At 71.8% G+C, this 25926-nt stretch carries 20 protein-coding genes and 3 tRNA genes; 9 read left to right on the top strand and 14 right to left on the bottom strand.

Features of this window, described 5'->3' with window-relative positions; all coding sequences use genetic code 11:
- Nucleotides 1-100: 100 nt before the first annotated feature.
- Nucleotides 101-976, bottom strand: a complete 876-nt coding sequence (locus PV364_RS31015; protein WP_319663782.1) for an alpha/beta hydrolase — start codon at nucleotides 974-976, stop codon at nucleotides 101-103.
- A gap of 314 nt (nucleotides 977-1290) precedes the next feature.
- Between PV364_RS31015 and PV364_RS31010 the strand changes: the two genes are divergently transcribed.
- Nucleotides 1291-3489 carry a SpoIIE family protein phosphatase gene (locus PV364_RS31010; protein ID WP_319663781.1) on the top strand — a complete coding sequence of 733 codons (2199 nt, stop codon included), beginning with the start codon at nucleotides 1291-1293 and terminating at the stop codon, nucleotides 3487-3489.
- Here the strand turns inward: PV364_RS31010 and PV364_RS41375 are convergent.
- Entirely contained in the window at nucleotides 3403-4167 is a 765-nt protein-coding gene (locus tag PV364_RS41375) for a hypothetical protein (protein ID WP_415924625.1), read from the bottom strand. The genes PV364_RS31010 and PV364_RS41375 overlap by 87 nt on opposite strands.
- A gap of 193 nt (nucleotides 4168-4360) precedes the next feature.
- Complete coding sequence (locus PV364_RS31005; protein WP_319663780.1) at nucleotides 4361-5461, bottom strand: beta-propeller fold lactonase family protein; 1101 nt, start codon at nucleotides 5459-5461, stop codon at nucleotides 4361-4363.
- 131 nt (nucleotides 5462-5592) lie between these two features.
- Here PV364_RS31005 and PV364_RS31000 point away from each other — a divergent pair, with 131 nt between their 5' ends.
- Nucleotides 5593-5970, top strand: coding sequence for a tyrosine-type recombinase/integrase (locus PV364_RS31000; RefSeq protein WP_319663779.1), 378 nt, complete (start codon nucleotides 5593-5595; stop codon nucleotides 5968-5970).
- Between the two features lie 80 nt (nucleotides 5971-6050).
- On the opposite strand, the gene PV364_RS30995 is transcribed toward PV364_RS31000, so the two are convergent.
- Nucleotides 6051-6123, bottom strand: a tRNA-Arg gene (locus PV364_RS30995).
- A gap of 182 nt (nucleotides 6124-6305) precedes the next feature.
- Nucleotides 6306-6396, bottom strand: a tRNA-Ser gene (locus PV364_RS30990).
- Nucleotides 6397-6581: 185 nt separating this feature from the next.
- On the opposite strand from PV364_RS30990, the gene PV364_RS30985 reads away from it, so the two are divergent.
- Complete coding sequence (locus tag PV364_RS30985) at nucleotides 6582-7046, top strand: SSI family serine proteinase inhibitor (RefSeq protein ID WP_319663777.1); 465 nt, start codon at nucleotides 6582-6584, stop codon at nucleotides 7044-7046.
- Between the two features lie 206 nt (nucleotides 7047-7252).
- Nucleotides 7253-10639 carry a PAS domain-containing protein gene (locus tag PV364_RS30980; protein ID WP_319663776.1) on the top strand — a complete coding sequence of 1129 codons (3387 nt, stop codon included), beginning with the start codon at nucleotides 7253-7255 and terminating at the stop codon, nucleotides 10637-10639.
- Nucleotides 10640-10718: 79 nt separating this feature from the next.
- Here the strand turns inward: PV364_RS30980 and PV364_RS30975 are convergent, their stop codons facing one another.
- The 4 genes from PV364_RS30975 to PV364_RS30960 form a co-directional block, all read right to left on the bottom strand.
- A complete protein-coding gene (locus PV364_RS30975; RefSeq protein ID WP_319663775.1) occupies nucleotides 10719-12368 on the bottom strand; it encodes a long-chain fatty acid--CoA ligase in 1650 nt (549 codons plus the stop codon).
- A gap of 78 nt (nucleotides 12369-12446) precedes the next feature.
- Entirely contained in the window at nucleotides 12447-12974 is a 528-nt protein-coding gene (locus tag PV364_RS30970) for a SigE family RNA polymerase sigma factor (RefSeq protein ID WP_319663774.1), read from the bottom strand.
- Nucleotides 12975-13173: 199 nt separating this feature from the next.
- Nucleotides 13174-14166, bottom strand: coding sequence for a DUF1906 domain-containing protein (locus PV364_RS30965; protein ID WP_319663773.1), 993 nt, complete (start codon nucleotides 14164-14166; stop codon nucleotides 13174-13176).
- A gap of 487 nt (nucleotides 14167-14653) precedes the next feature.
- Nucleotides 14654-14959, bottom strand: coding sequence for a hypothetical protein (locus tag PV364_RS30960; RefSeq protein WP_319663772.1), 306 nt, complete (start codon nucleotides 14957-14959; stop codon nucleotides 14654-14656).
- 446 nt (nucleotides 14960-15405) lie between these two features.
- Between PV364_RS30960 and PV364_RS30955 the strand changes: the two genes are divergently transcribed.
- From PV364_RS30955 to PV364_RS30945, 3 genes are all read left to right on the top strand, one after another.
- Nucleotides 15406-16875: a multicopper oxidase family protein gene (locus PV364_RS30955; protein WP_319663771.1), complete on the top strand. Its 1470-nt coding sequence runs from the start codon at nucleotides 15406-15408 to the stop codon at nucleotides 16873-16875.
- 29 nt (nucleotides 16876-16904) lie between these two features.
- The gene (locus tag PV364_RS30950; RefSeq protein ID WP_319663770.1) at nucleotides 16905-19010 is read left to right on the top strand and encodes a SpoIIE family protein phosphatase; all 2106 of its coding nucleotides are present in this window, start codon (nucleotides 16905-16907) and stop codon (nucleotides 19008-19010) included.
- Nucleotides 19011-19325: 315 nt separating this feature from the next.
- Entirely contained in the window at nucleotides 19326-20915 is a 1590-nt protein-coding gene (locus PV364_RS30945; RefSeq protein WP_319663769.1) for a hypothetical protein, read from the top strand.
- Nucleotides 20916-21001: 86 nt separating this feature from the next.
- On the opposite strand, the gene PV364_RS30940 is transcribed toward PV364_RS30945, so the two are convergent.
- From PV364_RS30940 to PV364_RS30930, 3 genes are all read right to left on the bottom strand, one after another.
- Entirely contained in the window at nucleotides 21002-22240 is a 1239-nt protein-coding gene (locus PV364_RS30940; protein WP_319663768.1) for a sialidase family protein, read from the bottom strand.
- Between the two features lie 109 nt (nucleotides 22241-22349).
- Complete coding sequence (locus tag PV364_RS30935) at nucleotides 22350-22772, bottom strand: zinc-binding dehydrogenase (RefSeq protein ID WP_319663767.1); 423 nt, start codon at nucleotides 22770-22772, stop codon at nucleotides 22350-22352.
- Nucleotides 22745-23197: a hypothetical protein gene (locus tag PV364_RS30930; RefSeq protein WP_319663766.1), complete on the bottom strand. Its 453-nt coding sequence runs from the start codon at nucleotides 23195-23197 to the stop codon at nucleotides 22745-22747. Before PV364_RS30930 ends, PV364_RS30935 begins: the two co-directional genes overlap by 28 nt.
- A gap of 29 nt (nucleotides 23198-23226) precedes the next feature.
- On the opposite strand from PV364_RS30930, the gene PV364_RS30925 reads away from it, so the two are divergent.
- A complete protein-coding gene (locus tag PV364_RS30925) occupies nucleotides 23227-23466 on the top strand; it encodes a helix-turn-helix domain-containing protein (RefSeq protein WP_319663765.1) in 240 nt (79 codons plus the stop codon).
- Between the two features lie 313 nt (nucleotides 23467-23779).
- Nucleotides 23780-24265 carry a DUF4265 domain-containing protein gene (locus PV364_RS30920; RefSeq protein ID WP_319663764.1) on the top strand — a complete coding sequence of 162 codons (486 nt, stop codon included), beginning with the start codon at nucleotides 23780-23782 and terminating at the stop codon, nucleotides 24263-24265.
- Between the two features lie 140 nt (nucleotides 24266-24405).
- Here PV364_RS30920 and PV364_RS30915 read toward each other — a convergent pair.
- Together PV364_RS30915 and PV364_RS30910 are read right to left on the bottom strand one after the other, a co-directional pair.
- Nucleotides 24406-24492: transfer RNA gene (locus PV364_RS30915), tRNA-Ser, on the bottom strand.
- Between the two features lie 55 nt (nucleotides 24493-24547).
- Entirely contained in the window at nucleotides 24548-25900 is a 1353-nt protein-coding gene (locus PV364_RS30910; RefSeq protein WP_319663879.1) for a S1C family serine protease, read from the bottom strand.
- Between the last annotated feature and the right edge of the window lie 26 nt (nucleotides 25901-25926).

Raw genomic sequence — 25926 nt, 5'->3', positions numbered from 1 at the left:
TCGCCCTGCCGCGACGGCGCGACGACTGCCGGGCACGTGGGGGGCTCCACGGAGCGGCCTCCGCCGTCCCGACGCGGAGGCGGAGGCGGCCGCGTACCGGTCAGCGGGCGGTGGCGGCCCGCTCGACGAGGCGCGTCACGGCGCCCGGGTCGGTCAGCGGGACCGCGTGCGGCGCGTTGATCTCGACGGTGTGGGCGTGCGCACGCGATGCCATGAACCGCTCGGCGGCCGGCGGGATGGCGTGGTCGTCGTGGGCGACGAGGTACCAGGACGGAATGGTCTTCCAGGCCGGGGGGCCCGAGGGCTCGCCGAAGGCCTGGGCGGCGATCGGGCGCTGGCTGACCGCGAGTTGCGCGGCGGTGGTGCGGCTGAGGCGGTTGCTGAGGAACACGTCGCGGTACTTGTCGGGCTTGATGGTCAGGTCGATGCCGGTGCCGCCGTCGGGCTGGGCGAACGGGACGGCGTTGAGAGCGGTGGGCACCGGCGCGGCGGGGTCGTCGCTGAGGTGGCTGCCGGGGAACTTGGCGGTGATGGACGCGAGGGTCTCGTCCTTGTCGGGCGCGAAGGCGGCGATGTACACGAGCGCCTTGACGTGGGTGTTGCCCGTGGCGGCGTTGGTGATGACGCTGCCGCCGTAGGAGTGGCCCACCAGGACGACCGGTCCGTGGACGGTCTTCAGGTAGTCGGCCAGGTAGGCGGAGTCGCTGGTCAGGCCGCGCAGGGGATTCGCGGGGGCGACGACCGGATAGCCGTCGGCCTGGAGGCGCTTGATCACGCCGCTCCAACTGGAGGAGTCGGCCCAGGCACCGTGGACCAGTACGACGGTCGGCTTCGCGGCGGCCGGCTCGGCCGTACCGGCCTTGTCCCCGGGGGCGGCCGTGGCGGTCGCGGCCAGGCCGGCTGCAAGGGCGACGCCCGCCGCTCCCACGACGGCAATGCCCACACGGCGGTTCTTGGTACGACGGTGCTTGAACACCTTTTGTCTCCTGGCGGGTCGAGAGGGCGCCAGGGGCGCGGTGTCACGCGCTCCAGGCGATGGATAGAACGTTCTATCCACTTGGAACCTAGCCCCAACGCCTCGCCAGGAGCAACGAGATCTGGACCCCAATTCGAACACAGGCACGGATCGTCCTTCCGGCACCAGCGGCACCTCCGCCGGCACCCGGGACGATGCGGGAATTGACACGAAGAGAGGTGACAGGATCGCGTAAATAGCCACCGGTGGTGGGGTTGCGGAGTCGGGGTTATCCTGATATACGGCAAAACGCCGAATTACCGAATGGCAGATCCGTGGACGAATTCACTTCATTGCTCCTCGCCACCGTTCGCAATGCCGTGAAGTCACTCGATGCGGTGGCTGCGACGGTGTACCTGGTCGAAGCAGGTGGAAGCCACTTGCGCGCTTCGATGATAGGAGGGCGGCAACCAGCGGTGTTCGCCATTCCGGAACGAATACCGATCGACTCGCCCTACGTTTCGGCTCGCACGTTCCGTACGAAATCCATATCTTTTGCCGAAAGCGAGGATTCGTCCGACCTCTACCAGCAGCACCAGCACATCTCCATGTTCCCCTATGCCGCGGCTTCCGTTCCCCTGATGTCCCATGACCGCGTGCTGGGAACTGTCACGATACTGCGCGACCCGATTCCGGACGGCGAGACGAAGGCACGGATAGAGGAGTGGCTCAAGAAGGCCGGAGCCCGCCTGGCCGATGAGCTGTCGGCACACCCGGAGACGAGCTCCCCCGGGCCGGCCCCCGTCATCGTCCCGGTGGGGGGCCCGGCGGAGACCCGGGGTCCGACGCCGTCACGCTGGGGCATCCCCGAACTCCCCGACTCCACGGGGATGACGTGCATGTACCAACTTCGACGCCTCTCCAGCGAGCTGAACTCCGCCACGGGAATGAAGGACGTCGTGGCGGCCGCACATCGCCGGATCTCCCTGCCGTTCGGCTGCCGTGCGGTGGTCCTGTCACGATTCGTCGAGGGGCGGACCTGGGTGGTGGGCCACACCGGCGCTTCGCACGAAACGGTGAGACTGTTCCACGGTGCGAGCATCCAGTCGCGGAGCCCGCTGGCCGAGGCCATGAGCGGGAAACCTCTCTTCCTCGAGAACGGAACCCCTGTCCACGCAACCCGTCCCGACTCCGCCGCGCCTTCCGGCGACGCCCAGGTCTTCCTGCCCCTTCCGGGCAGCAACGGGATCGCCGGCGTCTGCCATCTGGGCTTCTCCGACGAAAGGACGTTCGCGCCCGAGGAGAAATCACTGCTCATGATGATGGCCGGCCTCCTGGGATCTGCGCTGGAGCGCATACAACTGACCGAGGGGAAGTTCGAAATCGCTTCGAGTCTCCAAAGAAAAATGCTTCCCCGGTCGCTTCCCGATATCCCCGGTATGGTCAGCACCGCCCGCTACGCTCCCGCTTGCACATCGTCCGAGGTGGGTGGGGACTGGTACGACGTGATCGCCGCTTCGAACGGGCGGGTGGTACTCGCCATCGGCGACGTCGAAGGCCACGGAATCGACAGTGCGGCGGTCATGGGACAGGTGCGGAGCGCAGTATTCGCCTTCGCGTCCGAGGGTCACGGCCCCTCGGCGATCATCGAGCGAACCAGTGAACTCTTCCTGACTTTCGGTTCCGACCTCATCGCCACGTGCTGCATCGTGTGCGTCGACGTCGCGGGCGGCTTCCTGGAAGTGGCATCAGCCGGCCATCCGGCACCTTTGATCAGGGACAGGGATGGGAGCGTCTGCAAGCTGGACACGCCTCCGGGAATTCCACTGGGCGTTCCCTCGTCGCTGCCGCCGCCGGAATCCTACACGTTCTCCGTGTCCCCTGGCAGTCTCATTCTCCTGTACTCGGACGGATTGATCCAGAACCGTCAGTGCGACACCGAGGAATTCGCGCTCCGCCTTTTCGCCAAGTGCGCGGCCGACGGGCAGGACAACGTGGAGGACGTGGCGGACCGGCTGATCTCCGGAGTTCCCGACCCGTCCCGACGATACGACGACGCGGCACTGCTGCTGGTCAGAGCCGACACGAAAGACGGCCGCACCGGTTGTGAAATGGCGCGCCTGGAGCTTCAGTCACGAGACCTGAGAAACGTCTCCACCGCCCGCAGGTTCGCCCGGGACAGTCTCCGCGGATGGCACGTGGACGACATCACCGACGACGTGGAGATCACGGTCTCGGAAGCGGTGACCAATGCATTGATCCATGCGGGGAGCGATGTGGACATGCGGCTCTACCGATACCCCGACCGCGTGCGTCTCGAAGTGCGGGACTCGGATTCCGCGCCCCCGGTTCCCTCTCCGTTCTCCGTTTCGGAAGAGGGCAGGTCAAAGGCCGAGAACGGACGCGGGATGGTCATCGTCGAGAATATTTCAGGATCGTGGGGCACTTCACCGAACGGGCGAGGGAAAACCGTGTGGATGGAATTCGTCACCCACGATCCCCGTCAGGAGCTGCCGAGCGGCAACTCCGCGTGAACCCGGGACCCCTGCAATCTGCCGCCGCGACGCGGGCACGCACCAGGCACGCCCGGGTGGAGGGGAGTCACGCATGATCAAACACTCGCAGCGCGGGCGGGGTTGGAGAACCGCGGCGGTGCTGCTGAGGTGCGCGCCGTCCCGGCGGGACGTACGCCCCGACGCGAAAGGCCCCCGGATCGTCTCCGGGGGCCTTTGGCCTGCTGTGCACTCGGCAGGATTCGTACCTGCAACCTTCTGATCCGTAGGCGCGTGCAGCACCATCACGAACCGTTCGCCCGCAGGGATCCGTTGGTTCGTCCGCCGATTGCGGGCCTGCCGGCGTGCGCGGTTGTACGCCTCGTTGATGTCAGCTACTGATGTCACGCAACAGGCACTGACTTGCGGCTCCGCAAGGGGGGCGCCCCACCAGTGGCCGTGGTGGTCACAGTGCTTGCCGTGCTGGTCGCGCTTGATCTTGGTGGGCGTCGGTCGAGCCCGCCCCGGCGGCGTTGCCCACGGCGATGGTGTAGCGGCCGTCCCGTCCTTGCACGAAGTGCCCGGTGTGGTTCGCCGGGCCGGGGTGATCGCGACACCGACCGGCTGGCCGCCGACTGGGGCGGTCGCGGTGATGGTGCTGGTGGCGGTGTTGATCACCGGCACCGTACTGCCCGCGAAGTTGGCGACGTAGACGTGCAGGCACAGGTCGGCGCGAGTTCGGCCGTACAGGGCAAGTGAGTCACGTAGCGCGGTCTGATCGGTGGTCCGGTCGGGTGCGAAGGGTCGGCGGAGGCTTTGGGCGGGGGCCGTGGTGTGGGGTGTGGGGTTGCGTGGTCACGGGGTGCCCCGGCGTCGGCGGTCCGAGGGTGGGCGGTCGGCGCCGGGGCGTTCGTCATGCCGGTGTGCGGTTACAGGGGGCCGGGACGGTGGCCGTGGTTGGCCGGTCGTGGCCTGGCTTTCCGTGACCCGGCTTGCCGTGGTCTGGCTTCCCGTGACCCGGCTTGCCGGGGCCTGGGCAGGTCACAACCCCGATCGCCACCCCGAACGGGAGGTCGTCGACGGGGATGGTGGCCACGACGGTGTTGGTGGCGGTGTTGATCACGGACACCGTGTCGGCGTTGGCGTTGGTGACGTAGGCGCGGGTGCCGTCCGGCGACACCGCCACCTCTCGAGGCGCATCGCCGACGGGGATGGTGGCCACGACCGTGTTCGTCGCCGTTTTGATCACGGACACCGTGTCGGCGTCGGCGTTGATGACGTAGGCGCGGGCGCCGTCCGGCGACACCGCCACCCCCTGGGGCGCATCGCCGACGGGGACGGTGGCCACGATCGTGTTGGTGTTCGTGTTGATCACGGACGCCGTGTCGTCGTTCAAATTGGTGATGTAGGCGCGGGTGCCGTTCGGCGACACCGCCACCCCGAACGGGAAGGCGCCGACGGGGACGGTGGCGACGACCGTGTTCGTCGCCGTTTTGATCACGGACACCGTGTCGGCGTTGGCGTTGGTGACGTAGGCGCGGGTACCGTCCGGCGACACCGCCACCCCGATGGGAGCATCGCCGACGGGGACGGTGGCGACGACCGTGTTCGTGTTCGTCTTGATCACGGACACCGTGTCGGCGCTGAAGTTGGTGACGTAGGCACGGGTACCGTCCGGCGACACCGCCACCCCTAGGGGCTCAAGGCCGACGGGGACGGTGGCGACGACCGTGTCGGTCGCGGTGTTGATCACGGACACCGTGCCATCGGCGCGGTTGGTGACGTAGGCGCGGGTGCCGTCCGGCGACACCGCCACTCCCCACGGCGCAGCGCCGACGGGAACCGTGACCGCCACCGTGTTCGTCGCGGTGTTGATCACCGACACCGTGTTGGCGTTGAAGTTGGCGACGTAAGCGTAGGTGCCGGGCGGCACGGCCTGGGCGGGCTGCGGGGCCGCCATGGGCATGGCCAGGCCGGTCACTAGCACGAGACCCGCCACCAGCGCCCGCAGCAACCCACCCCACCACGAGCGACGCACTCGAGGATCAGGCGGCGCCGACGACGGGAGGATCTCCTGCGCGCCCACCCCCCTCACGGCTTGACAGACAGTCACAGCAATCCCCTCGACCGGGATGACAAAATAGGATGCATTGTGACAGTTCATCACATTCGGAGCGACGGAGACGCGCGACCGCCCCGACCATGGGCCGGGGCGGTCGCCTGGACGTTCCTGCGCCCCACCGAGACCGCACCCGGTCGGGTGCGGCCACCGAACAGATCCGCAGGGTCCGGGTGCACGACCTCCGGCACACGCGCGCGTCGCTGCTGCTGACTCAGGGGGTCGACGCCCGGACCATCATGGAGACGCTGGGGCACAGCACGATCACCATGACGCTCGACACCTACGCGCACGTCATGCGGACGACCCTGCGGGCCGCGGCCGACCGCATGGACGATGCCCTCGGACTGGACGACGAGGGGGAAGGTGACGACGGCGACGCGGTGAGTATCGCGGCCGGCTGAGACGACGGTCGAACCGCGTTGATGTCAGCCGTTGATGTCAGAAGGCCCCCGGGATGATCCCGGGGGCCTTCTGAGCTGTGTGCACTCGGCAGGATTCGAACCTGCAACCTTCTGATCCGTAGTCAGATGCTCTATCCGTTGAGCTACGAGTGCTTGTGCTTCCCGGCGTTTTCTTGCCGGTCGGCGTTGCGGGAACAACATTACATGACCTGCGCCGTGAGGTGAAATCCATTAGCCGCACCCCGCGTGACCTGCGAAAACGCGCCAGCGGAGGGGTCATGAGTCCGCCCCGGAACGGCAGAAGCCCCGGCCGAGTGGCCGGGGCTTCCGGAGAGCGGAGGCGGAGGGATTTGAACCCTCGATGGACGGTAAAGCCCAAACCGCATTAGCAGTGCGGCGCCATAGACCGGACTAGGCGACGCCTCCAGGTGTCCCGCGCGAGCGGGTGCACGCAGATGATGACACAGCCCACTGGGCTGGGACCAATCGCTGACCAGATTACTAGGCCGCCCATGGGCAGGGCAAAGGCGTTGCGGCGGGCGTCGCGGCGGCGCGCCCACGATCGGGTGAGTTGCCGGGCCGCGGCGGGTGCGGGGAGGTAGGGACGAGGCATGCGAATGGCTCGGATGCCCTTGACCGCCGCGCTCGCGCTCGGCCTGTCGCTGACCGCCGCCGCACCTGCCGTCGCCTGCCCGCCGGACCGGGCCGGGGACCGGCTGACGGTGATCGTGGACGACGGGAACGGCGGCCTGTCCTCGTACGACCTCCGATGCGGCCCGGGCGGCGGAAGGGGGACGCACCCCGACGCGCGGGAGGCCTGCGACCGGCTGCGGCGGCTGGGCGGCCCGGTGGGGCCGGCCCCGAAGGGCACGCTGTGCCCGATGATCTACAGCGGCCCGCAGCGTGCTCGGGTGCGCGGCACCTGGGACGGCAGGCCGGTGGACGACCGCTACGACCGCACGAACGGCTGCGAGGCCGACCGGTGGCGGCGGATGGCCCCGGTGCTCCCCGCGACGCCCGGCGCGGCCCCCGACGGGGCCTTCACCGAACCTCCGCGTCGCGACCCGCGGGCGTGACCGATGCCACATCCGCGCCGCCCGGCGGTGAACGATACCCACACGTACGGGACATGGGCATCCCGAGCCTCCCGTCCAACGGCTGCCCGTACACTCGCTCTAGTGACATGCCCTCCGGTCGGCGGCAAGATGGGCCGCCACCGGTAGAAGCCCCTTGGTGGGTGGTGGCGCGGCGGCAAGTGCGGTTTCCAGGGAGGACGCGTCTCGTGAGCAGCAGGCCATCCCGAGGCGCTGCTCGCCTCGCGGCAATACTCGACGCGCTCCCGGACGCGTTGCTGCTGGTCAATGCCAACGGCACGGTCGTCAACGCGAATTCCATCGCCCTGGAGACCTTCGAGTCCCCCGGAACGGCGCTCGTGGGCCGCGGTCTGCTGGACCTGCTGCCGTCGTTCGACGCCCGTCGCATCCCCGGCTCCATGCGCCGCCCCGACGACGACGTGGGCCGGACGAAACCCACCCGCATGATCGCCCGGCGGACCGACGGCAGTGAAATTCCGGTGGAGGTTACGAGCGCCAACCTCGACGACGCCCGCACACCGTTCGCCGAGACCTACAGCTACACCGGTGACGAGCTGCTGATGCTGGTCGTCCGCGACCTGACCGGCACCCTCGACACCGAGACCGAACTCGCCCGCCAGCAGCGCCAGACCGAGATGATCCTGCGCGCGGCCAGCGAGGGCGTCATCGGCGTCGACACCGACGGCAAGATCGTCCTGGTCAATCCCGCGGCCGCGCAGATCCTCGGGTTCCGTGCCACCGACCTCGGCGGCCAGGAGATGCACCCGCTGGTCCACCACTCCCGCCCGGACGGCACCCCGCTGCCGTACGAGGAGACCCCGCTCGCCGGCACTCTGCGCTCCGGGCTGAAGCACCGCGCCCGCGGCCAGGTGCTGTGGCGCAAGGACGGGCGCTCGGTGCCGGTGGACCTGATCACGGCGCCGGTGCGGGAGGGCGACCAGCTCGTCGGCGCGGTGATGACCTTCACCGACCGCTCGCGCTTCGACGCGGTCGCGGCCCGCAACGAGCAGCTGCGGTCGCTGCTCGGCGACACGCTGCGCGGCCCGCTGGACGAACTGCGCGGCGAGCTCGCCGGGCTGGCCAACGACCCGGCCGGACAGCTGTGGCCGGAGGCCAACCAGATCCTGCACCACCTCACGGCGGGCTACGCGCGGATCACCACGCTGATCGACAGCGTGCTGACCTTCCAGCGGCTGGACCGCGGCGAGGAGAAGCTGCAGCGCGAGACCACGTCCATGGACAAGGTCGTCGCGTCCGGCGTCGAGGCGGCCATCGAGCTGATCGGGCCCGGCCGGGCCCAGTACGCGGTGCACTCCCCGCCGATCGAGGCGACGGTGGACCCCGAGCGCATGGCGCAGGCGCTGTCCCACCTGATCGCGGACGTGGCGGGCGTGGACGCGGCCGGCAACGTCCCGGTCGTGGCGAACAGCGGCGACTCGACGATCGTGGTCGCGGCGGCGCAGCGCGGCGACTCCGTGCGCATCGAGGTGCGCGGGCCGCACGCCGGCGCCAACCCGGTGCACCTGCCGATCGCGCGCGGCATCGTCGAGCGCCACGGCGGGGTGCTCCAGACGCACGACGTGCCCGGGCAGGGCAGCGCGTACGTGGTCGAGGTGCCGGTGGGCACGGCCGGCGGCAAGACGGCGGCGAAGGAGCCCCGGCGGGAGTCCGAGACGACTGTGATGCCGGTGCCGTCCGAGCCGGTGCGCGGTACGGCGCCCGCGGCCCCCGCGGTCCCGGCGCCGGCTCCCCCGGCCCTGGCGCCGCCCCGGCCGGGCGACGGCATCGCGGCGCCCGCACTGCCCGCCGGCGGTTCCGCGCTGGCGCTGCCCGCGGCGCCCACCACGGACTCCGCGACCCCGACCGGCCGCCGCCGGGCGCTGCGGCGTCCCGATGCGGCGCAACAGCAACCGGCACAGCCGGTGCAACCTGGGCCACCGGCACTGCCGGCACAGGAAGTCCGCCCCGTCGCGATCCCCGTCCCGGCCCCGCCCCCGCAGATCCCCGTCCCGGCACCCGCGCCACAGCCCCCCGCGCCGGCCCCACCGCAGCAGGTCCAGCAGCAGGGCGCCGAGCAGCCCACGGGCCGCCGGGCCCGCCGCGCGGCGGCATCCGCCCCGCAGGAGCCGCAGGCGGATCTGCTGCCCGCCCTCCCGCCGGCGCCGTCCCCGAACGGCCGGAACGCCCCGGGGCCGAACGGCAGCGGCCCCGGGCACGGAACCGCCGCCCCCGAGTGGCCGGAGGCCGTGGGCTCCGCGCCCCGGTCGCGCGGCGTCATCGAGAGCACTCCGCGCCCGTCGGCGATCGTCGACCCGCGCCGGCTGCCCGCCCCCACCCCGGCGCCCGCACCGGTCGTGCTGCCCACGCCGGAGCCGCCGCCCGCCCCCGCCGCGCCGGTGATCCCGGAGCAGACGCAGCGCAGTCCCGAGCCCCCGGCCCCGCAGCCGGAACCGCCGGCCCCCGTCCCCGCCCCCGTGCAGCCGTCCCCGCCGCCGGCGCACCCCCAGGCGTCGACGACCCAGGGCCGCGCCATCAGCGTGCGCACCCTCGGTCAGGGCGTGCCCTTCGCCCAGCAGATCAGCGAGCAGACCGCCCACCCGGTGACGCCGACCGGCCGCCGCCGGAAGCTGGCCAATCCCGGTGAGTCCGAGGCCCGCCCGGCCACCCCCGCCGCCCCGGCCCCGGCACCCGCGCCGTCCCCGAACGGCCAGAGCGCCCCCCAGAACCCCCCGAGGGGTGCCGACACCCCCGGCCGCGCGTACGCCATAGGCGCCCCGACCGAGGACACCGAGGGCCCCGAGCCGCTCGACGGCCCGAACGGCGCGGTCGACGTGACCGACGAGTCGCCTCGCGAGCCGGAGGCCGCCTTCGACGAGCCGCGCCGCCTGCTGGTGTGGCCGGAGCCCGACGTCTCCACCCGGCAGGCGCTGACCGACCGCGGCTACCGCCCGGTCATCGTGCGCTCCCGCGAGGAGGTCGACGCCCAGGTCGCCGAGCCGCCCGCGGCACTGTTCGTGGACCCGCTCACCGGGCCCATCACCCGGACCGCGCTCCAGTCGCTGCGCCAGGCCGCCGCGCAGGCGGAGGTGCCGGTGCTGGTCACGGCGGGGCTGGGCCAGGCGACCCGGGAGGCGGCGTACGGCGCGGACCCCGCCGTGCTGCTGAAAGCGCTCGCCCCGCGCGACAGCGACCAGCACCCGCCACGCGTGCTGCTGATAGAGGAGCACCTGCCGATCGCCCAGGCCTTCACCGGCACGCTGGAGCGGCGCGGGATGCAGGTGGCGCACGCCTCCTCGGAGGCCGACGCGATGAACGTGGCGGCGCAGTTCCACCCGAACCTGGTGGTCATGGACCTCATGCTGGTGCGCCGCCGGCGGCAGGGCATCGTCGACTGGCTGCACGCCAACGGCCGGATGGAGCGCACCCCGCTGGTCGTCTACACCGCCGTGGACATCGACCCGGCGGAGCTGCCGCGCCTGGCGTCCGGCGAGACGGTGCTCTTCCTCGCGGAGCGCTCCACGAGCACGGACGTGCAGTCCCGCATCGTCGACCTGCTCGGCAAGATCGGTTCCTGACGCGGGACCGGGGGCCTCGTGCGTCCGCGCACCGCAAGGCCCCCGGCACGCGACCGGGGGCCTCCTGGGATACGGACTGTCAGCCGAGCCGGGTGACGTCCAGCTCGCCGGCCGCGTACTGCTTGCGCAGCACCTTCTTGTCGAACTTGCCGACCGAGGTCTTCGGCACGGCCGAGATGACCGCCCACCGCTCCGGCAGCTGCCAGCGCGCGATGTGCTCGCCGAGGAACGCGCGCAGTTCCTCGTAGCCGATCTGGAAGCCGTCCTTGAGCACGACGGTGGCCAGCGGGCGCTCGCCCCACCGGTCGTCGGGCACCGCGACGACGGCCGCCTCCGCGACGGCCGGGTGCGCCATGAGCACGTTCTCCAGCTCGACGGAGGAGATCCACTCGCCGCCGGACTTGATGACGTCCTTGGCGCGGTCGGTGAGGGTCAGATAGCCGTCGTACGTGATCGTGCCGACGTCGCCGGTGCGCAGCCACCCGTCCTCGCTGAACTTGTCCTCGGGGCGCAGCGGTTCGGCGCCGGCGCCGCCGTAGTACGCCGCGGCGACCCACGGCCCGCGCACCTCCAGCTCGCCCGCGGACTCCCCGTCCCAGGGCAGGACCTCCCCGGCGGGGCCGACCAGGCGGGCCTCGACGGAGGCGGGGAAGCGGCCCTGGGTGATGCGGTACGGCCACTCCTCCTCTGCGGTGAGGCCGGCCGGCGGGTGGGCCATGGTGCCCAGCGGCGAGGTCTCGGTCATGCCCCAGGCGTGGCGGAGCCGGACGCCCAGCTTGTCGTACGCCTCCATCAGGGAGGGCGGGCAGGCGGAGCCGCCGATGGTGACCTGCCGCATGCTGCTGATGTCCCGCGGGTTGACGGCGAGTTCGGCCAGCAGGCCCTGCCAGATGGTCGGTACGGCGGCGGCGTGGGTGGGGCGCTCGGTGGCGATCATCTCGGCGAGCGGGCCGGGCTGCAGGAAGCGGTCGGGCATCAGCATGTTGATGCCGGTCATGAAGGTGGCGTGCGGCAGGCCCCAGGCGTTGACGTGGAACTGCGGGACGACGACCAGGGTGGTGTCACGGTCGGTCAGGCCCATCGACTCGGTCATGTTGACCTGCATGGAGTGCAGGTAGATCGAGCGGTGCGAGAACAGGACGCCCTTGGGGTCGCCGGTGGTCCCGGAGGTGTAGCACATGGCCGCGGCCGAACGCTCGTCCAGCTCGGGCCAGTCGTAGGTGTCGGGACGGCCCTCGAGGAGGGACTCGTACGCGTGCAGGGCGGGGCGGCAGCCCTCCAGCGGAGCGGTGTCGCCGGGACCGACCACCACGACGTGCTCGACCGACTCCATCGCCGGGAGCAGCGGGGCGAGCAGCGGGATCAGCGTGCCGTTGACGAGGATGACGCGGTCGGCGGCGTGGTTGGCGATGAAGACCAACTGGTCGGCGGGCAGCCGCAGGTTGAGCGTGTGCAGGATCGCGCCCATGGAGGGGATGGCGAGGTAGGCCTCGACGTGCTCGGCGTTGTTCCACATGAGGGTGGCGACCCGCTCGTCACGGCCCACCCCGAGCTCGTCGCGCAGCGCCCCGGCCAGGCGGGCGGCGCGGGCCCCGATCTCGGCGAACGAGCGGCGGTGCGGCTCGCCTTCGCCGGTCCAGGTGGTGACCCGCGACCTGCCGTGCACGGTCGTGCCGTGGGTCAGGATCCGTGAGACCAGCAAGGGCACGTCCTGCATTGTGCTCAGCACCGGGCGCCTCCTCATCGAAGCGGCTACGCGAGGGTAGGTGGGTGCTGCGATTCTGGTGTCATACCGCGCGGTATGTCACTACCCCGGGAGCAATTCGGGGTCCTGCCGCAATTTGCCCAGGGCGCGGGAGACGGCGCTCTTGACGGTGCCGACCGAGACGCCGAGTGCCTCGGCGGTCTGGACCTCGCTCATGTCCTCGTAGTACCGCAGCACGACCATGACCCGCTGGCGTGCCGGGAGGCGGGATATCGCGCGCAGCATGGCGTCGCGCTGGGCCTGCTGCTCGGCCTCGTCGTGGCCGGGCAGCGCCGCCGGGCCGTACGGCTCGGGCAGGTCGTCGGTGGCGTACTCCTCGACGCGGCGCTTGCGCCACTGCGAGGTACGGGTGTTGACCAGGGTGCGGCGGACGTAGCCGTCGACCGCGCGGTGGTCGTCGATCCGGTCCCACGCCAGGTACGTCTTGGTCAGGGCGGTCTGCAGCAGGTCCTCGGCGTCGCTCGGGTTGGCGGTGAGCGAGCGCGCGGTCCGCAGCAGGGCCGGGCCCCTGGCCCGCACGTAGCGGGTGAACTGTGCCTGCGAGGCGCTGGTGCACACGGGCGTGGTCATGACTCCACGCTAGGAGCGCGGCCCGGTCCCGCGGATCCGCCGCAGGTGCCGGAGCGGGATCACCCTGAAGTCGTACGAGGGGGGTCCGCCCCACCTCCGGAGGACGGAGAACGGCGCCGCCGCCCCTACGGGGTCACCCCGCAGGGGCGGCATGGCGCGTCCTCCGCGGCACGTCAGCCGCGGCGTCCCGTGCGGCGCGTCATCTGACGACGGCCACGGGACCGTCCAGGCGGTTGCGGTCGATCGCCAGCCGCTTGCCGCCGTGCTTCTCGCGGACGGCTCCCGAGTACTGGTGGATGCGGTTGCCGTCCCAGGCGTCGGGGCGCAGCACCGGTTCGCTGCGGAGGGCCGGCTTGCCCTTCCAGCGGGCGAACCACACGGCTTCGGGCAGGTCGTCGACGCCCTGCCGGCGGGCCCGCTCGATGTGCCGGATGCCGGACTCCGAACTGCTGTACAGGCCGGGCAGGTAGCCGTTGTCGCTGACCTGGCGGTCCCAGGCCCGGATGAAGTCCAGGGTCTGGTCGGCGCAGCGGGCCTTGCCCGCGCGGTACGCCTCCATGTCGAGGTACAGCGCGCTGCCGGGTTCGAAGCCGAGGTCGGAGGCGGCGCGCACGGCGTCCCAGCCCTCGCTGTCGCCCTGGCCCTCGGGGTCGTCCGGGTCGATCCGGTAGTTGCGCAGGTGCTTGCCCCGCACGCAGGGCGACTGCGAACCGACGTAGATCGGCATGATGCGCCAGCCCATCCGGTGCACGGAACGGACCCAGTTGCGGTTGAGGTTGCGCTGGCTGCAGGCGCGGGCGCGGCCGCCGAAGTACACGCCGATGGCGCGGTACTTCGACTTCAGCCAGGCACGCATCGTGGCCAGGGAGGGGGCGCGGCAGGTGTCGAAGCCGTAGCCCTTGAAGTTCCGCCGCTCGGGCGCGGCTCCCTCGGCCTCCTCGCCGCCGTAGGCGTCGTACGGCATGAGCAGTCCGGACAGATCCGGGCCGAGGTCGTACCCGCTCAGTGCGTCGCCGGGATCCGTGTCGCCGCCCGGTGCCAGTGCCGACGCCGCGGCGGGCGTGAGCGAGGCGGGGCGGGAAGCGGCGAGCCGGGGGACGGCGCCCTCCGCGGAGACCGGTCCGGTCAGCAGACAGGCGAGCACCAGCCCCACGATCGTCACATATCGGATGATCGGCTTGTGTTCGTGCATGGGTCGAGTGAAAGGGCGCGGCACCCCGCGGGACGGTGCGCCACGCCCGGGAGTCAGCCGTACGCAGCAACGCGGGCGCCGTGATCTCCGGGACGGCCGCAGGGCCGCCCGACCGGTCCGCCGCACCGGGCGGCATCCTCCCGGCCGGCTCCCTCGCACCTGCCCTGACCGGGACATTCACCGCACCGAGGGGCTGGCCGCCACGACTGCCCCGCGGTCCGCGCAGTCGTGCGGCGTCGCCGTGCACACCGTGCGGGCGCAGCTGACGGACTGGCCGCCGCCAGGGTTCACCGCTAGGCCCTGTCGTGGTGTCCACCCCGCTCCGGGCCCCGCTCCGGCCGGTACGGTGTCCCCGGCGTCGGAGCCGCGGCGCGTCTCGCGGCCGCCGCGTTGTCCACAACCTGTGGACACCCGAACGCGACTGCGCGACGGCAGTGAGGTTGCCGTCGCGCAGTCGCCCCTTGTCAGCGAGCCCCAGGGGCCCCGGTCACCACAGCGGACCGAAGTGGATGTTCACGTTCGACTGGTGGATCTCGGTGAACGCCGAGCCGACCACGCTCGCGTTGTTGTTCTGGTTGGACGCGCCCGCCCCGGTGGCGGCCTGCTGCGTCGTGGTCACGCTCCCGAAGTTGTCACGCCCCACGCTGCCACCGCTGTTGCTCACCACGGTCGCGTTGGAACCGCCGCCCGACAGGGCGCCGTTGTCGGCCACTGCCGTCCCGGCGAACAGTGCCGCGGCCAGCGGCAGCGAGGCCATCGCGGCCAGGACTCGGGCGGTACGGGTGCTTGCCATGTCTTTTCCCTCCAGAGGACTGGATGTGGGGTGTGCGGGGCGGTTGGCCGACCGCTCCGCCGGCTGTGCGACGTCGCCGCAACCAGAGTTGCCCAGCGCCCGAGCCGCCAACCAGGCCCTCCGGTCCATTTCGCTCGCAAGCGTGACGATCTATCGACAAACCTCCAAGGTCATCCTCATTCACTGCATCGGCCCCATGAGAGGGCGTACTGCCCGGACCCGGCAGGTGACGAAACGTTCATCCACGACTTTCGGCCAACCTGCGGCCGGCCCCGGCGGCCGGCCCCGGGGCGGCGGCTTCCGCGAGGGCCGGGAGTGCTGCCGTTGGGGCGGATGGCGCGCCGGGGGGCGTGGCGCGCCGGGGAGCCGCAGGCGGCCCTCCTTAGGCTCCGTCTGACGATCCGCGCGTGGGCCCGCTGCGCCGCACGGCTTCCCCAGGGAGAGATGTGACTCGGTCCCGATCCGCCGCGGCCCGGCTCGCCACCGGCCTGGCACTCGCCCTCGCCTGGCTCGCCGGGTGCGGCCACGGCCTGTCCGGAACCGGCCCGCAGGGTGGTCCCGCCTCCCCGGCCGTCGCGGGCCCGCGCCTGCAGGACCCGCCCGAACTGGTGAGCCACGACGGACTCCTCAGGGCCACCGTCATCGTGGAGCGGCGCAAGGTCCGGGTCGGCGACCGCCGGCTGTGGGCGACCACATACAACGGCATGTACATGCCTCCGACGCTGCGGGTGCGGCCCGGCGACCGCATCGACCTCACCATGATCAACCGGATCGACGAGGACACCAACCTGCACGTCCACGGGCTCCACGTCTCACCGCGCAGTCCGTCGGACGACATCTTCCTCGCCATCAAGGACAACCGCTCGTACCACTACGTGTACCGGCTGCCGCGGAACCATCCCACCGGCACCTACTGGTACCACTCGCACGCCGACATGATGTCCGCCGCCCAGGTCGCCGGCGGCGAGTCGGGCGTCATCGTCGTCGAAGGCCTGCGGCAGTACCTGCCGCCGTCCCTGCGCGGCATCACCGAGCACACGATCGCGCTCAAGGACTTCCAGGTCGAGGGCGACGCGATCAAGACCCACCCGCTGAGCATCGGAGCCGTCACCAACCGCACGGTCAACGGCCAGGAGAACCCCGTCATCGGCATCCGGCCCGGCGAGACCCACCTGTGGCGCCTGGCCAACATCGGCGCCAACATCTACTACAAGCTGCACCTGCCCGGGCACCGCTTCCACGTGATCGCCCAGGACGGCCACCCCGTCCGGCGGGTCTGGGCCGCGGACACCCTGGTCATCGCCGCCGGCGCGCGCTACGACGTCCTGGTCCGGGGCGGTTCTCCCGGCACCACCCGCCTGGAGACCCTGGCGTACGACACCGGCAAGGCCGGGAACCGGTTCCCGCGCGCCGATCTGGCCACCCTCGTCACCGCCGGCACCCCTGTCAGGCCGGCCGCGCTCCCGAGCGCCTTCGCCCCGAACGAGGACCTGTCCCACACCACGATCGCAGCCCGCAAGACCGTGGTCTTCACCGAGAACACGGCGGGCACCGTCTTCTACATCAACGGGCGGACCTACGACCCGAGGCGCAACGACTTCACCTCCGTGCTCGGCACCGTCGAGGAGTGGACGGTCCGCAACGACAGCGACGAGGAGCACTCGTTCCACGTCCACACCAACCAGTTCCAGCTGATGAGCACCAACGGCAGGCCCCACCCGCCGTCACGCCGCTGGTTCGACACGGTCAACGTGCCCGCCCGCGGCAGCGTCGTGGTACGCATCGCCTTCCAGGACTTCACCGGGCGAACCGTCCTGCACTGCCACATCCTGAACCATGAGGACATGGGCATGATGGCCGTCCTCGACATCGTCCGCCCCTCAGGCCGGAGCCGGGGCGAGTCGCGGGGCAAGTAGTGCCCGGCTCCGGCGGGAAGGACGACCACGTGGCACCCGGCGACCCGGCCCCGCCGATGGGCGAGGCGGAGGAGGCGATGGTCAACGCCCTCTTCACCCAGTCGCCGGTGGGGCTGCACCTGCTCGACACCGACCTGCGCGTGGTGCGGGTCAACACGGCGACCACCGCCATGCGGGGCGTGCCGCCCACGTCCCTGATCGGCCACCGGTTCGCCGACTCCTACGACATCATCGACGCGGAACGGCACGAGGCCGCGGTCCGCGAGGTGCTGGAGACCGGCACGCCGCTGCGCGAGCGCCTGGTGCGGGCCCGCCGCAAGGGCGGCACGGCGTCGCCCGGGTACTACGCGATGTCGGTGTTCCGGCTGGCCAACCCGGGCGGCCAGGTGCTGGGACTCGCCGTGTCGGTCGTCGACGTCACCCGCCGGGAACGGGCGATCGAACGGCTGCGGGTCCTGGACGCGGTGCGCGAACGGGTGGGCCGCACCATGGACTCCGTGGTGACCTGCGACGAGCTGGTCGGCACCCTCGTCCCGGAGTACGCCGAGGTGGCCGTCGTGGAGCTGGTGGACGCCGTGCTCCGCGGCGACGATCCCCCGCTCTCCCCGTTCCCCACGGGCGTGCCCCTGCTGCGGGCCGCCTACCGCAACAGCCGCGGGCCCGACCAGGTGCAGGCGCATCCGGTGGGCGCCGTGCTCACCCTGCCCGGGCCGACGCCGTTCACCCGGGCCCTGGCCGACCTGCGGCCCCGGGTGATCACCCTGGACTCCGAGCCCCCGTGGCTGACCACCGACCCCGCCCGTGCCGAAGCCGTCCTCGCGGGCGGGGCGTGCTCGCTCATGGTCGTCCCGCTGGCACTGCACGGCAGGGTCCTCGGCCTCGTCAGCCTCTACCGCGAACAGGACGTCGAGCCGTACGACGAGGACGACATCGAACTCGCCCTCCAACTGGCCGACCACACCGCCCTGTGCATCGACAACGCGCGGCGCTTCACCCGCGAGCACACCATCGCCTCCACCGTCCAGCGCCATCTGATGCCGCACCGGCCCGCCACGCACACCGCCCTGGAGACGGCGTACGTTCCGACCGCCACGAACGGCGCGGGCTCCTGGTACGACACCATCTCGCTGTCCGCCGCGCGCACCGCCCTGGTCATCGGCAACGTCGCCGGGCACGGCATCCACGCCACCGCCACGATGGGCCAACTGCGCACCGTCATCAGGTCGCTGGCCGCCTTCGACCTGCCGCCCGACGAACTCCTCGCCCGTCTCAACGACACGGCCACTCTGCTGGCCGCCGAGCGCGCGTCCCTGCCGTCCGGCGACCCCCTGCACCGCGAGGCGCTGAGCGCCGCCTGCGTGTACGCCGTCTACGACCCGCTGACCCGGATGTGCACCGTCGCCCGCGCCGGTCACCTCGCCCCGGTCGTCGCACGGCCCGACGGCACCGTGGAGATCCCCGACATCCCGGTCGGCCCGCCGCTGGGCGTCACCAGCGGCTCGCCGTTCACCGCGGGCGACGTGGCGCTGGAGGAGGGCAGCGTCCTGGCCCTGTCCAGCTCGCCCGTCGTCGCGGCCCACCTCGCGGGATGCCCCGGGCTGATCTGCGGACCCGCCGGGACCGCCGGCCCCCGCGCGGACGGCGAGCGGCCCCTCGCGGACCTCTGCGACGACGTCCTCTACTCCCTCCCCGTGGACCTGGCCGGGCGGGCCGGTGCCCTCCTCCTCGCCCGCACCCGGCCCTTCCCCGCCGACCGGGTGGCCTCCTGGGAGCTCCAGGCCGACCCCGCCGCGGTCGCCGCCGCGCGCCACCTCGCCGGCGAACAGCTCGCGGCCTGGGGGATCGAGGGGGACACCGTCTTCAGTACCGAACTGATCGTCAGCGAGCTCGTCACCAACGCCATCCGCCACGGCGCCCCGCCGCTCGCGCTGCGCCTCATCAACGACCGCACCCTCACCTGCGAGGTCCGCGACGCCGGCCCCGCCGCCCCGCGCCTCCGCCACGCCCGCACCGTCGACGAGGGCGGCCGCGGCCTGTTCATCACCGCGCAGCTGGCCCAGGTCTGGGGCACCCGCTACGACGCGGAGGGCAAGACCATCTGGACGGAGCAGCCCCTGCCGTCCCGCCCGTCCTGACCGGATCCGGCCCAGGCGGCGTCGCCGCCGAAAGGACGGGACGGAACCGTTCGCTCCCGTCAGGGACCGCACCGCCGCAGGCGCCGGCGCCCCTCACCGCGGGCCGACGTGCCCGGTACGGGCATCCACGGCCGACTCGTCCCCGGACCGGCGCGCCGTGCGGGCCTGTTCACCGAGATGTGCTGTACACGCCACCGAACCGCCAGCATGCACCAGCACAACGGAGCCACACCCCCGCGTGTCTCACCCCACGTGAATGCATCTTCCAGAAGCAGGCGTGCCCTGCTGGCAGCATCCACCGCCACCGCCGCGGCAATGCTGAGCATGGTGCCCGCCGCCGCGAGCGCGCAGAGCCCGGCTGCCGGGCCGACCATCGCCTACACCACCAGCACGCACGACGCGAACGACGCGATCGCCCTCGAGGTGGCCGTGGCCCCGTCCACGCCCGTCCAGTCGCTCACCGCGACCATCACCCTGCAGGACGGCACAGCCGTGGGAACCATCCCGGCCGAGGCGTTCCACCAGGTGGGCACGGATGCGCGGGGCAATGTCCTGTGGCTGGGGACGCCCAGCGGCCTGGCCTCCGCCCCGATGTACTTCTTCAGGACGGACGCAGTCGACGCCCAGGGCAACCACACGACGGAGACCACCGCCTTCCCCTACACCGACCATGTCTGGTTCGACGACAAGGTGATCGAACCGAACCCCCGCGACTGGCGCCACCAGTCGGTCACCGTGTCCGGCAAGGTGACCCGGATCCATCCCGACGGCACCCTGGTCGAGCCCCTCGCCGGGAAGCGCATCTTCGCCAGAACGAATTCCGGCTCCATCGGTGACGCCGGGACCATCGTCGCCGAGGACGGCACCTACCGCATCACCATCCCCCCGAGCGGCCAGTGGTACACCACCGTCCAGCCCTGCATCTATGAGGACGGGGTGGGCTTCACCGACTGCGAGCAGCTGCACAACGCGGACGCCGTGGTGAGCAACACCCGGATAACGATGGACGAGAGCGCACTCTCGGAGGTGCAGGGCAAGTCCGTGGCGGTGTCAGGACGGGCCGACTACTTCGACTTCACCGAGCGGGCCTGGAAGCCGCTGGCCGACGTCCCCGTGAACACCACGGTCCACGATTCCCGGCTCACCGCACACACCGACGCCAAGGGGCACTTCTCGATCAAGGTCAGTCCTCCGACCGACGTGCGCGGAGGATCGGTGCAGGTCGCCGGCTACAACGCCCCTGCCCCGATCGGGTGGTACCTCAACAGCAGCACGGCCAGGTACACCGTCGACGTTCACGACAGGGTGACGATCGGCCTCACCGGCGCCTCGATCGGAGCCGACGGGCTCCTCACCCTGAAGGGCACCGCCAAGACCCTGAGTGGCGGCCAGGGGCCGAAGCTGGCGGTCCAGTACTCCGCCGACAACCGGACCTGGACGAACGCCGGCGCCTTCTACGCCCCGATCAACGGGAACTTCACCTACCGCAAGGTCCACGCCACCCCGCGCGGCTACTGGCGTGTCCACTACGCGGGGGACACTATCTTCACCGCAGCCACCAGCCCGGTGAAGCACCTGGTGCGCACCGCCACCCGCATCACCACGTTCAACGCGGCCCCGGAGCCGGTGGTCGCCGGCCGGCCGATCACGGTCAGCGGCAACCTCCAGCGGCAGTCCGGCAGCAAGTGGGCCGCCTTCGCCAACCAGAAGGTCGGCATCTACTTCCGGGTGTACGGAAGCAGCAGGCTCGCCCCCATGGGCTACGCCTACACCGACTCCCGCGGGCACTTCAGCAAGCGGTTCACCGCGCAGTGGGACGGCGCCTGGCGCGCCGTGTTCCGGACGCCCAGCGGTGCCTACCTCGACACTCTGTCCGGATTCGACACCGTCTACGTCGACCACTGATCCCCGGTCAGTGATCGCTCACCATCGCCGAGGGCCGGGTCCCGCCACGTGCGGACCCGGCCCGCCGCGCTTCGTGACCGGGACCGTCAGCCGCCGAGCACCGGCAGGGACAGCCGGGTGAAGACGACGCTCTCGTAGGGGGAGTGGGCCCCGGTCTCGTAGAGCAGGCCGACCCGGTCCCGGTCCAGTTGCGCGAGGTCGGAGTAGGCCGCCGGGGCGGAGGACAGCCGGCGGGCGGCGGACCAGGTGGCGCCCCCGTCGCGGCTGACCCGCACTCCCATGCCCACCCGATCCCGGGCGTCCGACGGCGCGGCCATCAGCAGCGGCCCCGTTCCGCGGCCGTCGTCGGTCTGCAGCAGGGAGGCCTCGACCATGGGCGCGGTGACCCCCGCGCTCCCGCTGAACGGCGCCTCGACCGACGCGCCGCCGTCGGAGCTCCAGGCGTGCGCCTGGTTGCCGGGCGCCTTGCCGTTCTGGTCCCTGGCCCCGAAGTACAGCCGGCCGTCCGGGAGCTGGGCGACCGCGGTCTCGTTGACGTTGATCCGGTCGTCCCCTGCGGAATCGACGTAGCCGATCCGCCACGTGACGCCGCCGTCGTCGCTGAGCAGGGAGTTCCCGGCGCAGTAGCGCCACTCCACGCCGGTGTCGCGGCTGCCGGCCGGGGGCGCGACCGAGTGGTCCGCACCGGCGACCAGCCGGCCCTCGTGCGGCCCCTTCGTGAGCGCGACGCCGTGGCCCGGGCCGGTGGCATACCACCGCCAGCCGGGAAGCTTCACCTGGTCCGTGATCTCGCGCGGCCGCGACCAGGTGGCACCGGCGTCCGCGCTGCTCTGGACGTACACCCTCCGGCTGTCCCGCGGGGCCGCCGTGCCGGCCATGATCTGCCGCTCCGCTGTCGTGCCCGCGTTGCGCGTGGTGAGCAGCACCACACGGCCCCGGCGGCCGTCGACGATCGGCGTGGGATTGCCCACCGTGTCGGTCCCCGCGTCGGAGACCCGCTCCAACGGCGACCAGGTGCATCCGCCGTCCGTGGACCGGCGCTCGACGACGTCCACGTCGCCGTAGTCCGCCTCCGAGTGGCGACGGCCTTCCGCGAGGGCGATCAGCACGGACCTCCCGGAACCCGGTGCGGCCGTCCTGACCAGCGCCGGTATCCGGAAGGTGTGGTAACCGCCCTCCCCCGACGTGAACACCGCGACCGGCGCGCACCCCACCTCCAGGGGGTCCGCCCGGGCTGCGGGACCCGGCGACGCCTGGGCCTGACAGCCCAGCAGCAGCAAAGCACCGGCGCCGCCGAGCACGGCACGCACCGCTCCTCGCACCATTCGGACTCCCCACCAGATTTCGCCAGAGCGTTCGAGAACCTAGCACCCCGGGATGTCCTGCCGGTCCCGGGCCGCCGCCCTCCCCTCGGCGGTGACCGGTCGCCCGGTTTCACGGCACGAGCACGATCCGTCCGGGCAGGCCGCCTTCGGCCAGCAGGGCATGGGCTTCGGCCGCGGCGTGCAGCGGATACGTCCGGGCGACGCGGGCCAGCAGCACTCCCTCGTCGGCGAGTCGGGACAGTTCGGTGAGCAGGGCGCCGTCGGCCCGCACGCTCAACGCGTCGACGCGGATACCGCGTTCGGGACCGGGTTCCTGTCCGGGCCACAGGCCGGCGTAGGCGTCGCCGTCACGGACGGCGGCGAGCGCGTCGGGGCCCAGCCGTGCCGCGTCGAGCACGCCGTCGAAGCCGCCCGCCGTGGGGGTCTGTCCACGGGCCAGGAAGTGGTCCGCACCGCGGGAGACGAGGAATCCCTCGGAGGCGGCGGCGTCGAGCCCGGTGACCTTCAGCCCCTGGCGGTGGGCGAGTTCCACGGCGTGGACGCCGACGCCTCCTGCCGCTCCGGTGACCAGCAGGCTCTGCCCGGAGCCAGGGCGAGAAGGCGCAGCACCTGGGCTGCGGTCGTCGCGTTGAGGGGGAGCGTCGCCGCGTGGATGTCGTCGAGGGTCGTGGGGGCCGGTGCGAGGACGGCGGCGTCCAGGACCACGCCGGGCGGCTTGTGATGGCCCGTGGCCAGGGCGATGACGCGGTCGCCGATCGACCAGGGGGCGCCAGGGCCGACGGCGTCGAAGCCCAGACCGATGCGCTCCCCGCCGCCGAGACACCGGACCGCATGGCCGCGTCGACGGGATTCAAGGCGGGCGCCGTCACCTTGATCCGCACCCGGCACGGGCGTCGGATGTTCGGTGATCTCCACTGCGTCGGGCCCGCCGAAGCGGCCGACGGTCGCAGCACACATGAGCATGATCGTCCTTCCGAAAGGTGTGGGTGCGTCCAGGGAATTGGCGTCCGCTGACTGCCTCGCACACCTTGCGCCAGCTGCGCCGCGACGGTCTCGTCACCCGGACCGCCTACCCCGAGGTGCCCCAGCGGGTGGAGTACGCCCTGACCGATCTGGGCACCACGCTGCTCGACGCCGTCACCATACTGATCGACTGGGCTGGCACCCACCACGACGAGATCTGCGCGAACCGGTCCGGCTTCGACGGGGCGGCACCCGCACACTGACGTCAGCCGCCCCCCGCCGCGGGCGCCCCGGCCCGGAGCGCATGGACCGGCAGGACCTGGGGTCAGAGCCCGGCCAGACACCATCAGTGGTGCCAACAGACCCCGAGGGCAGGATGCCGTCGGCGACCAGCCGTCCGGCAGAGCTCTGGAAGACGATCAGAGCCGCCCTCGTGCTCCCCATCTGCGGAGCCCGCACCATTCCCCGGTCGATGGAAGGCGTTCCCTGCCATACCCGTGCCAGATTGGGCGGGGAACAACGGGGAGCTGCGGACCCCTCTGCTGGGACGTCACCGCGTCCGTGCATGCTGTCGGCATGACTGCGCTTGGTCCTGAGCACGTGAAGGTGCACTTTCGCCTTGATATCGAGGACGACTGGCCCCCGGCCGGGGTGGAGAGCCTCTGGGCCATCGACCGCGGTAACGGGAAGGTCGAGCTGGTCAACACACCCTTCTTCATCCGGGGTGTCGCCATCGGCGACGTCGTTGAGACGTCCCTGGACGACGAGGGAGTCAGGTGGGCAGGCAGGGTGGTCCAGCCCTCGGACAACTGCACCATCCGCTTGATCGTGTTCCGCGACAGCGGCTCAGCGGCGGCCCGACAGAGTGTGCTCAACGCCTTCCACAAGCTGGGCGCCGGCGGCGAGGGTATCGAGCAGTTCCGCATGGTCGCCCTCGACATCCCGCCGGAGGCGAATCTCGCCAAGATCAAGCGGCTCCTTCAACACGGCGTTGATCAGGAGTGGTGGGACATGGAGGAAGGCTGCATCACGGATGCTTGGCGGGCCACCGGGGCCGGCTGACCTCACAAGGGCGCCGTGCGCCTTGCGTGCGCGATCTGACGGGGAACCGTGGGGGAGCCTGGGTACCCTCGCGACACGAAGAAGGGGCGCCCCCGTGTCTTGGGGCACCCCTTCTGTCCAGCGCCTTCGCCGGCCTGTTGCGGAGAGTGTGGGATTTGAACCCACGGTGACATCGCTGCCACGACGGTTTTCAAGACCGTTCCCTTAGGCCGCTCGGGCAACTCTCCCCGCGCCGCTCCCCGGACCTGGGGCGGCGGCGCGGGGACAGCCTAACGGGTCGGGTCAGCTGGCGCTGTCGCCCTTGCGTTCGCCGAGGGTCAGGGTGGCGGTGCGGGTCTGTCCGTCACGGGTGTACGTGACGTCGACCTTCTCGCCCGGCTGGTGCTGCCAGATCTCGCCGATGAGGGTGGGCGAGGAGTCGACGACGGTGTCGTCGAACTTGGTGATGATGTCGCCGGAGCGCAGTCCGGCCTTCTCCGCGGGGCCGCCGGCGGTGACCGCGCTGGGGCCGGTGGCGATCTTGGCGCCCTCGCCGTTGTAGCTGGAGTCGACGCTGACGCCGATGACCGGGTAGATCGGCTGGCCGGTCTTGATCAGGTCCTGCGCGACGCGGCGCGCCTGGTCGATCGGGATCGCGAAGCCGAGGCCGACGCTGCCGGACTGGGAGGTGCCGTCGTTGCTGCCGGTCGACTGGATCGCGGAGTTGATGCCGATGACGGCGCCCTCGGAGTTGAGGAGGGGGCCGCCGGAGTTGCCGGGGTTGATCGAGGCATCGGTCTGTATGGCGCTCATGTAGGACGCGTTGGAGCCCTCGCCGTCGCTGGAGGCGATGGGGCGGTGCAGCGCGCTGACGATGCCGGTGGTGACGGTGCCGGAAAGGCCGAAGGGGGCGCCGATGGCGATGGTGGAGTCGCCGACGGCGACCTTGTCGGAGTCACCGACCGCGAGCGGGGTGAGCTCGTCGGGGCTGACCCCCTTGAGCTTGATGACGGCGACGTCGTAGCCCTGGGCGCGGCCGACGACCTCGGCCTCGTACTTCTTGCCGTTGGAGAACGTGGCGGTGAGCTTGCCGCCGTCCGCCGCGGGGGCGACCACGTGGTTGTTGGTGAGGATGTGGCCTTCCTTGTCGTACACGAAGCCGGTGCCGGTGCCGCTCTCCTGGCTGCCGCTGGCCTCGATGGTGACGACGCTGGGAAGGGACTGCCTGGCGATGCCGGCGACGGAGTCGGCGGCCCGGCTGAGGTCCTTGGGGTTGCCCGCGGCGGAGATCGTGGTGGACCCGCTGCCGTCGTTGCGGTCGGCGGCCCAGAAGCCGATACCGCCGCCGATACCGCCGGCGACCAGCGCGGCGACCAGGACCGCGGCGATCAGCCCGCCGTTGCCGCGCTTGCGCGGCGCCGCGGGGGCCGGCACGGGGTCGCCCCAGACCGGGCCCGCGGGACCGCCGGGGCCCGCGGGGGCCCCGAAGGGCTGGGTCGGCGGAACGGCGGGCGGCCCGGCCGGGTGCGCGGTGTACGGGCCCGCGTGCGGTGCCGCGTGGTGCGCGACGGCGTGCGGCGGAGCGGCGTGATGGGGGGCCGCGTGGTGCGGCGCGGCGTGGTGCGGGGCTGCGTGCGGCGGCGGCGCGGCGGCCAGCTGGAGGCGTCTCGCGTTGGCGGCGC

This window comes from Streptomyces sp. MI02-7b (genome assembly GCF_033793585.1).
Classification (GTDB): domain Bacteria; phylum Actinomycetota; class Actinomycetes; order Streptomycetales; family Streptomycetaceae; genus Actinacidiphila.
The sequence above is the reverse complement of the archived record's forward strand: the minus strand, read 5'-3'. Positions and strand labels throughout refer to the sequence as shown.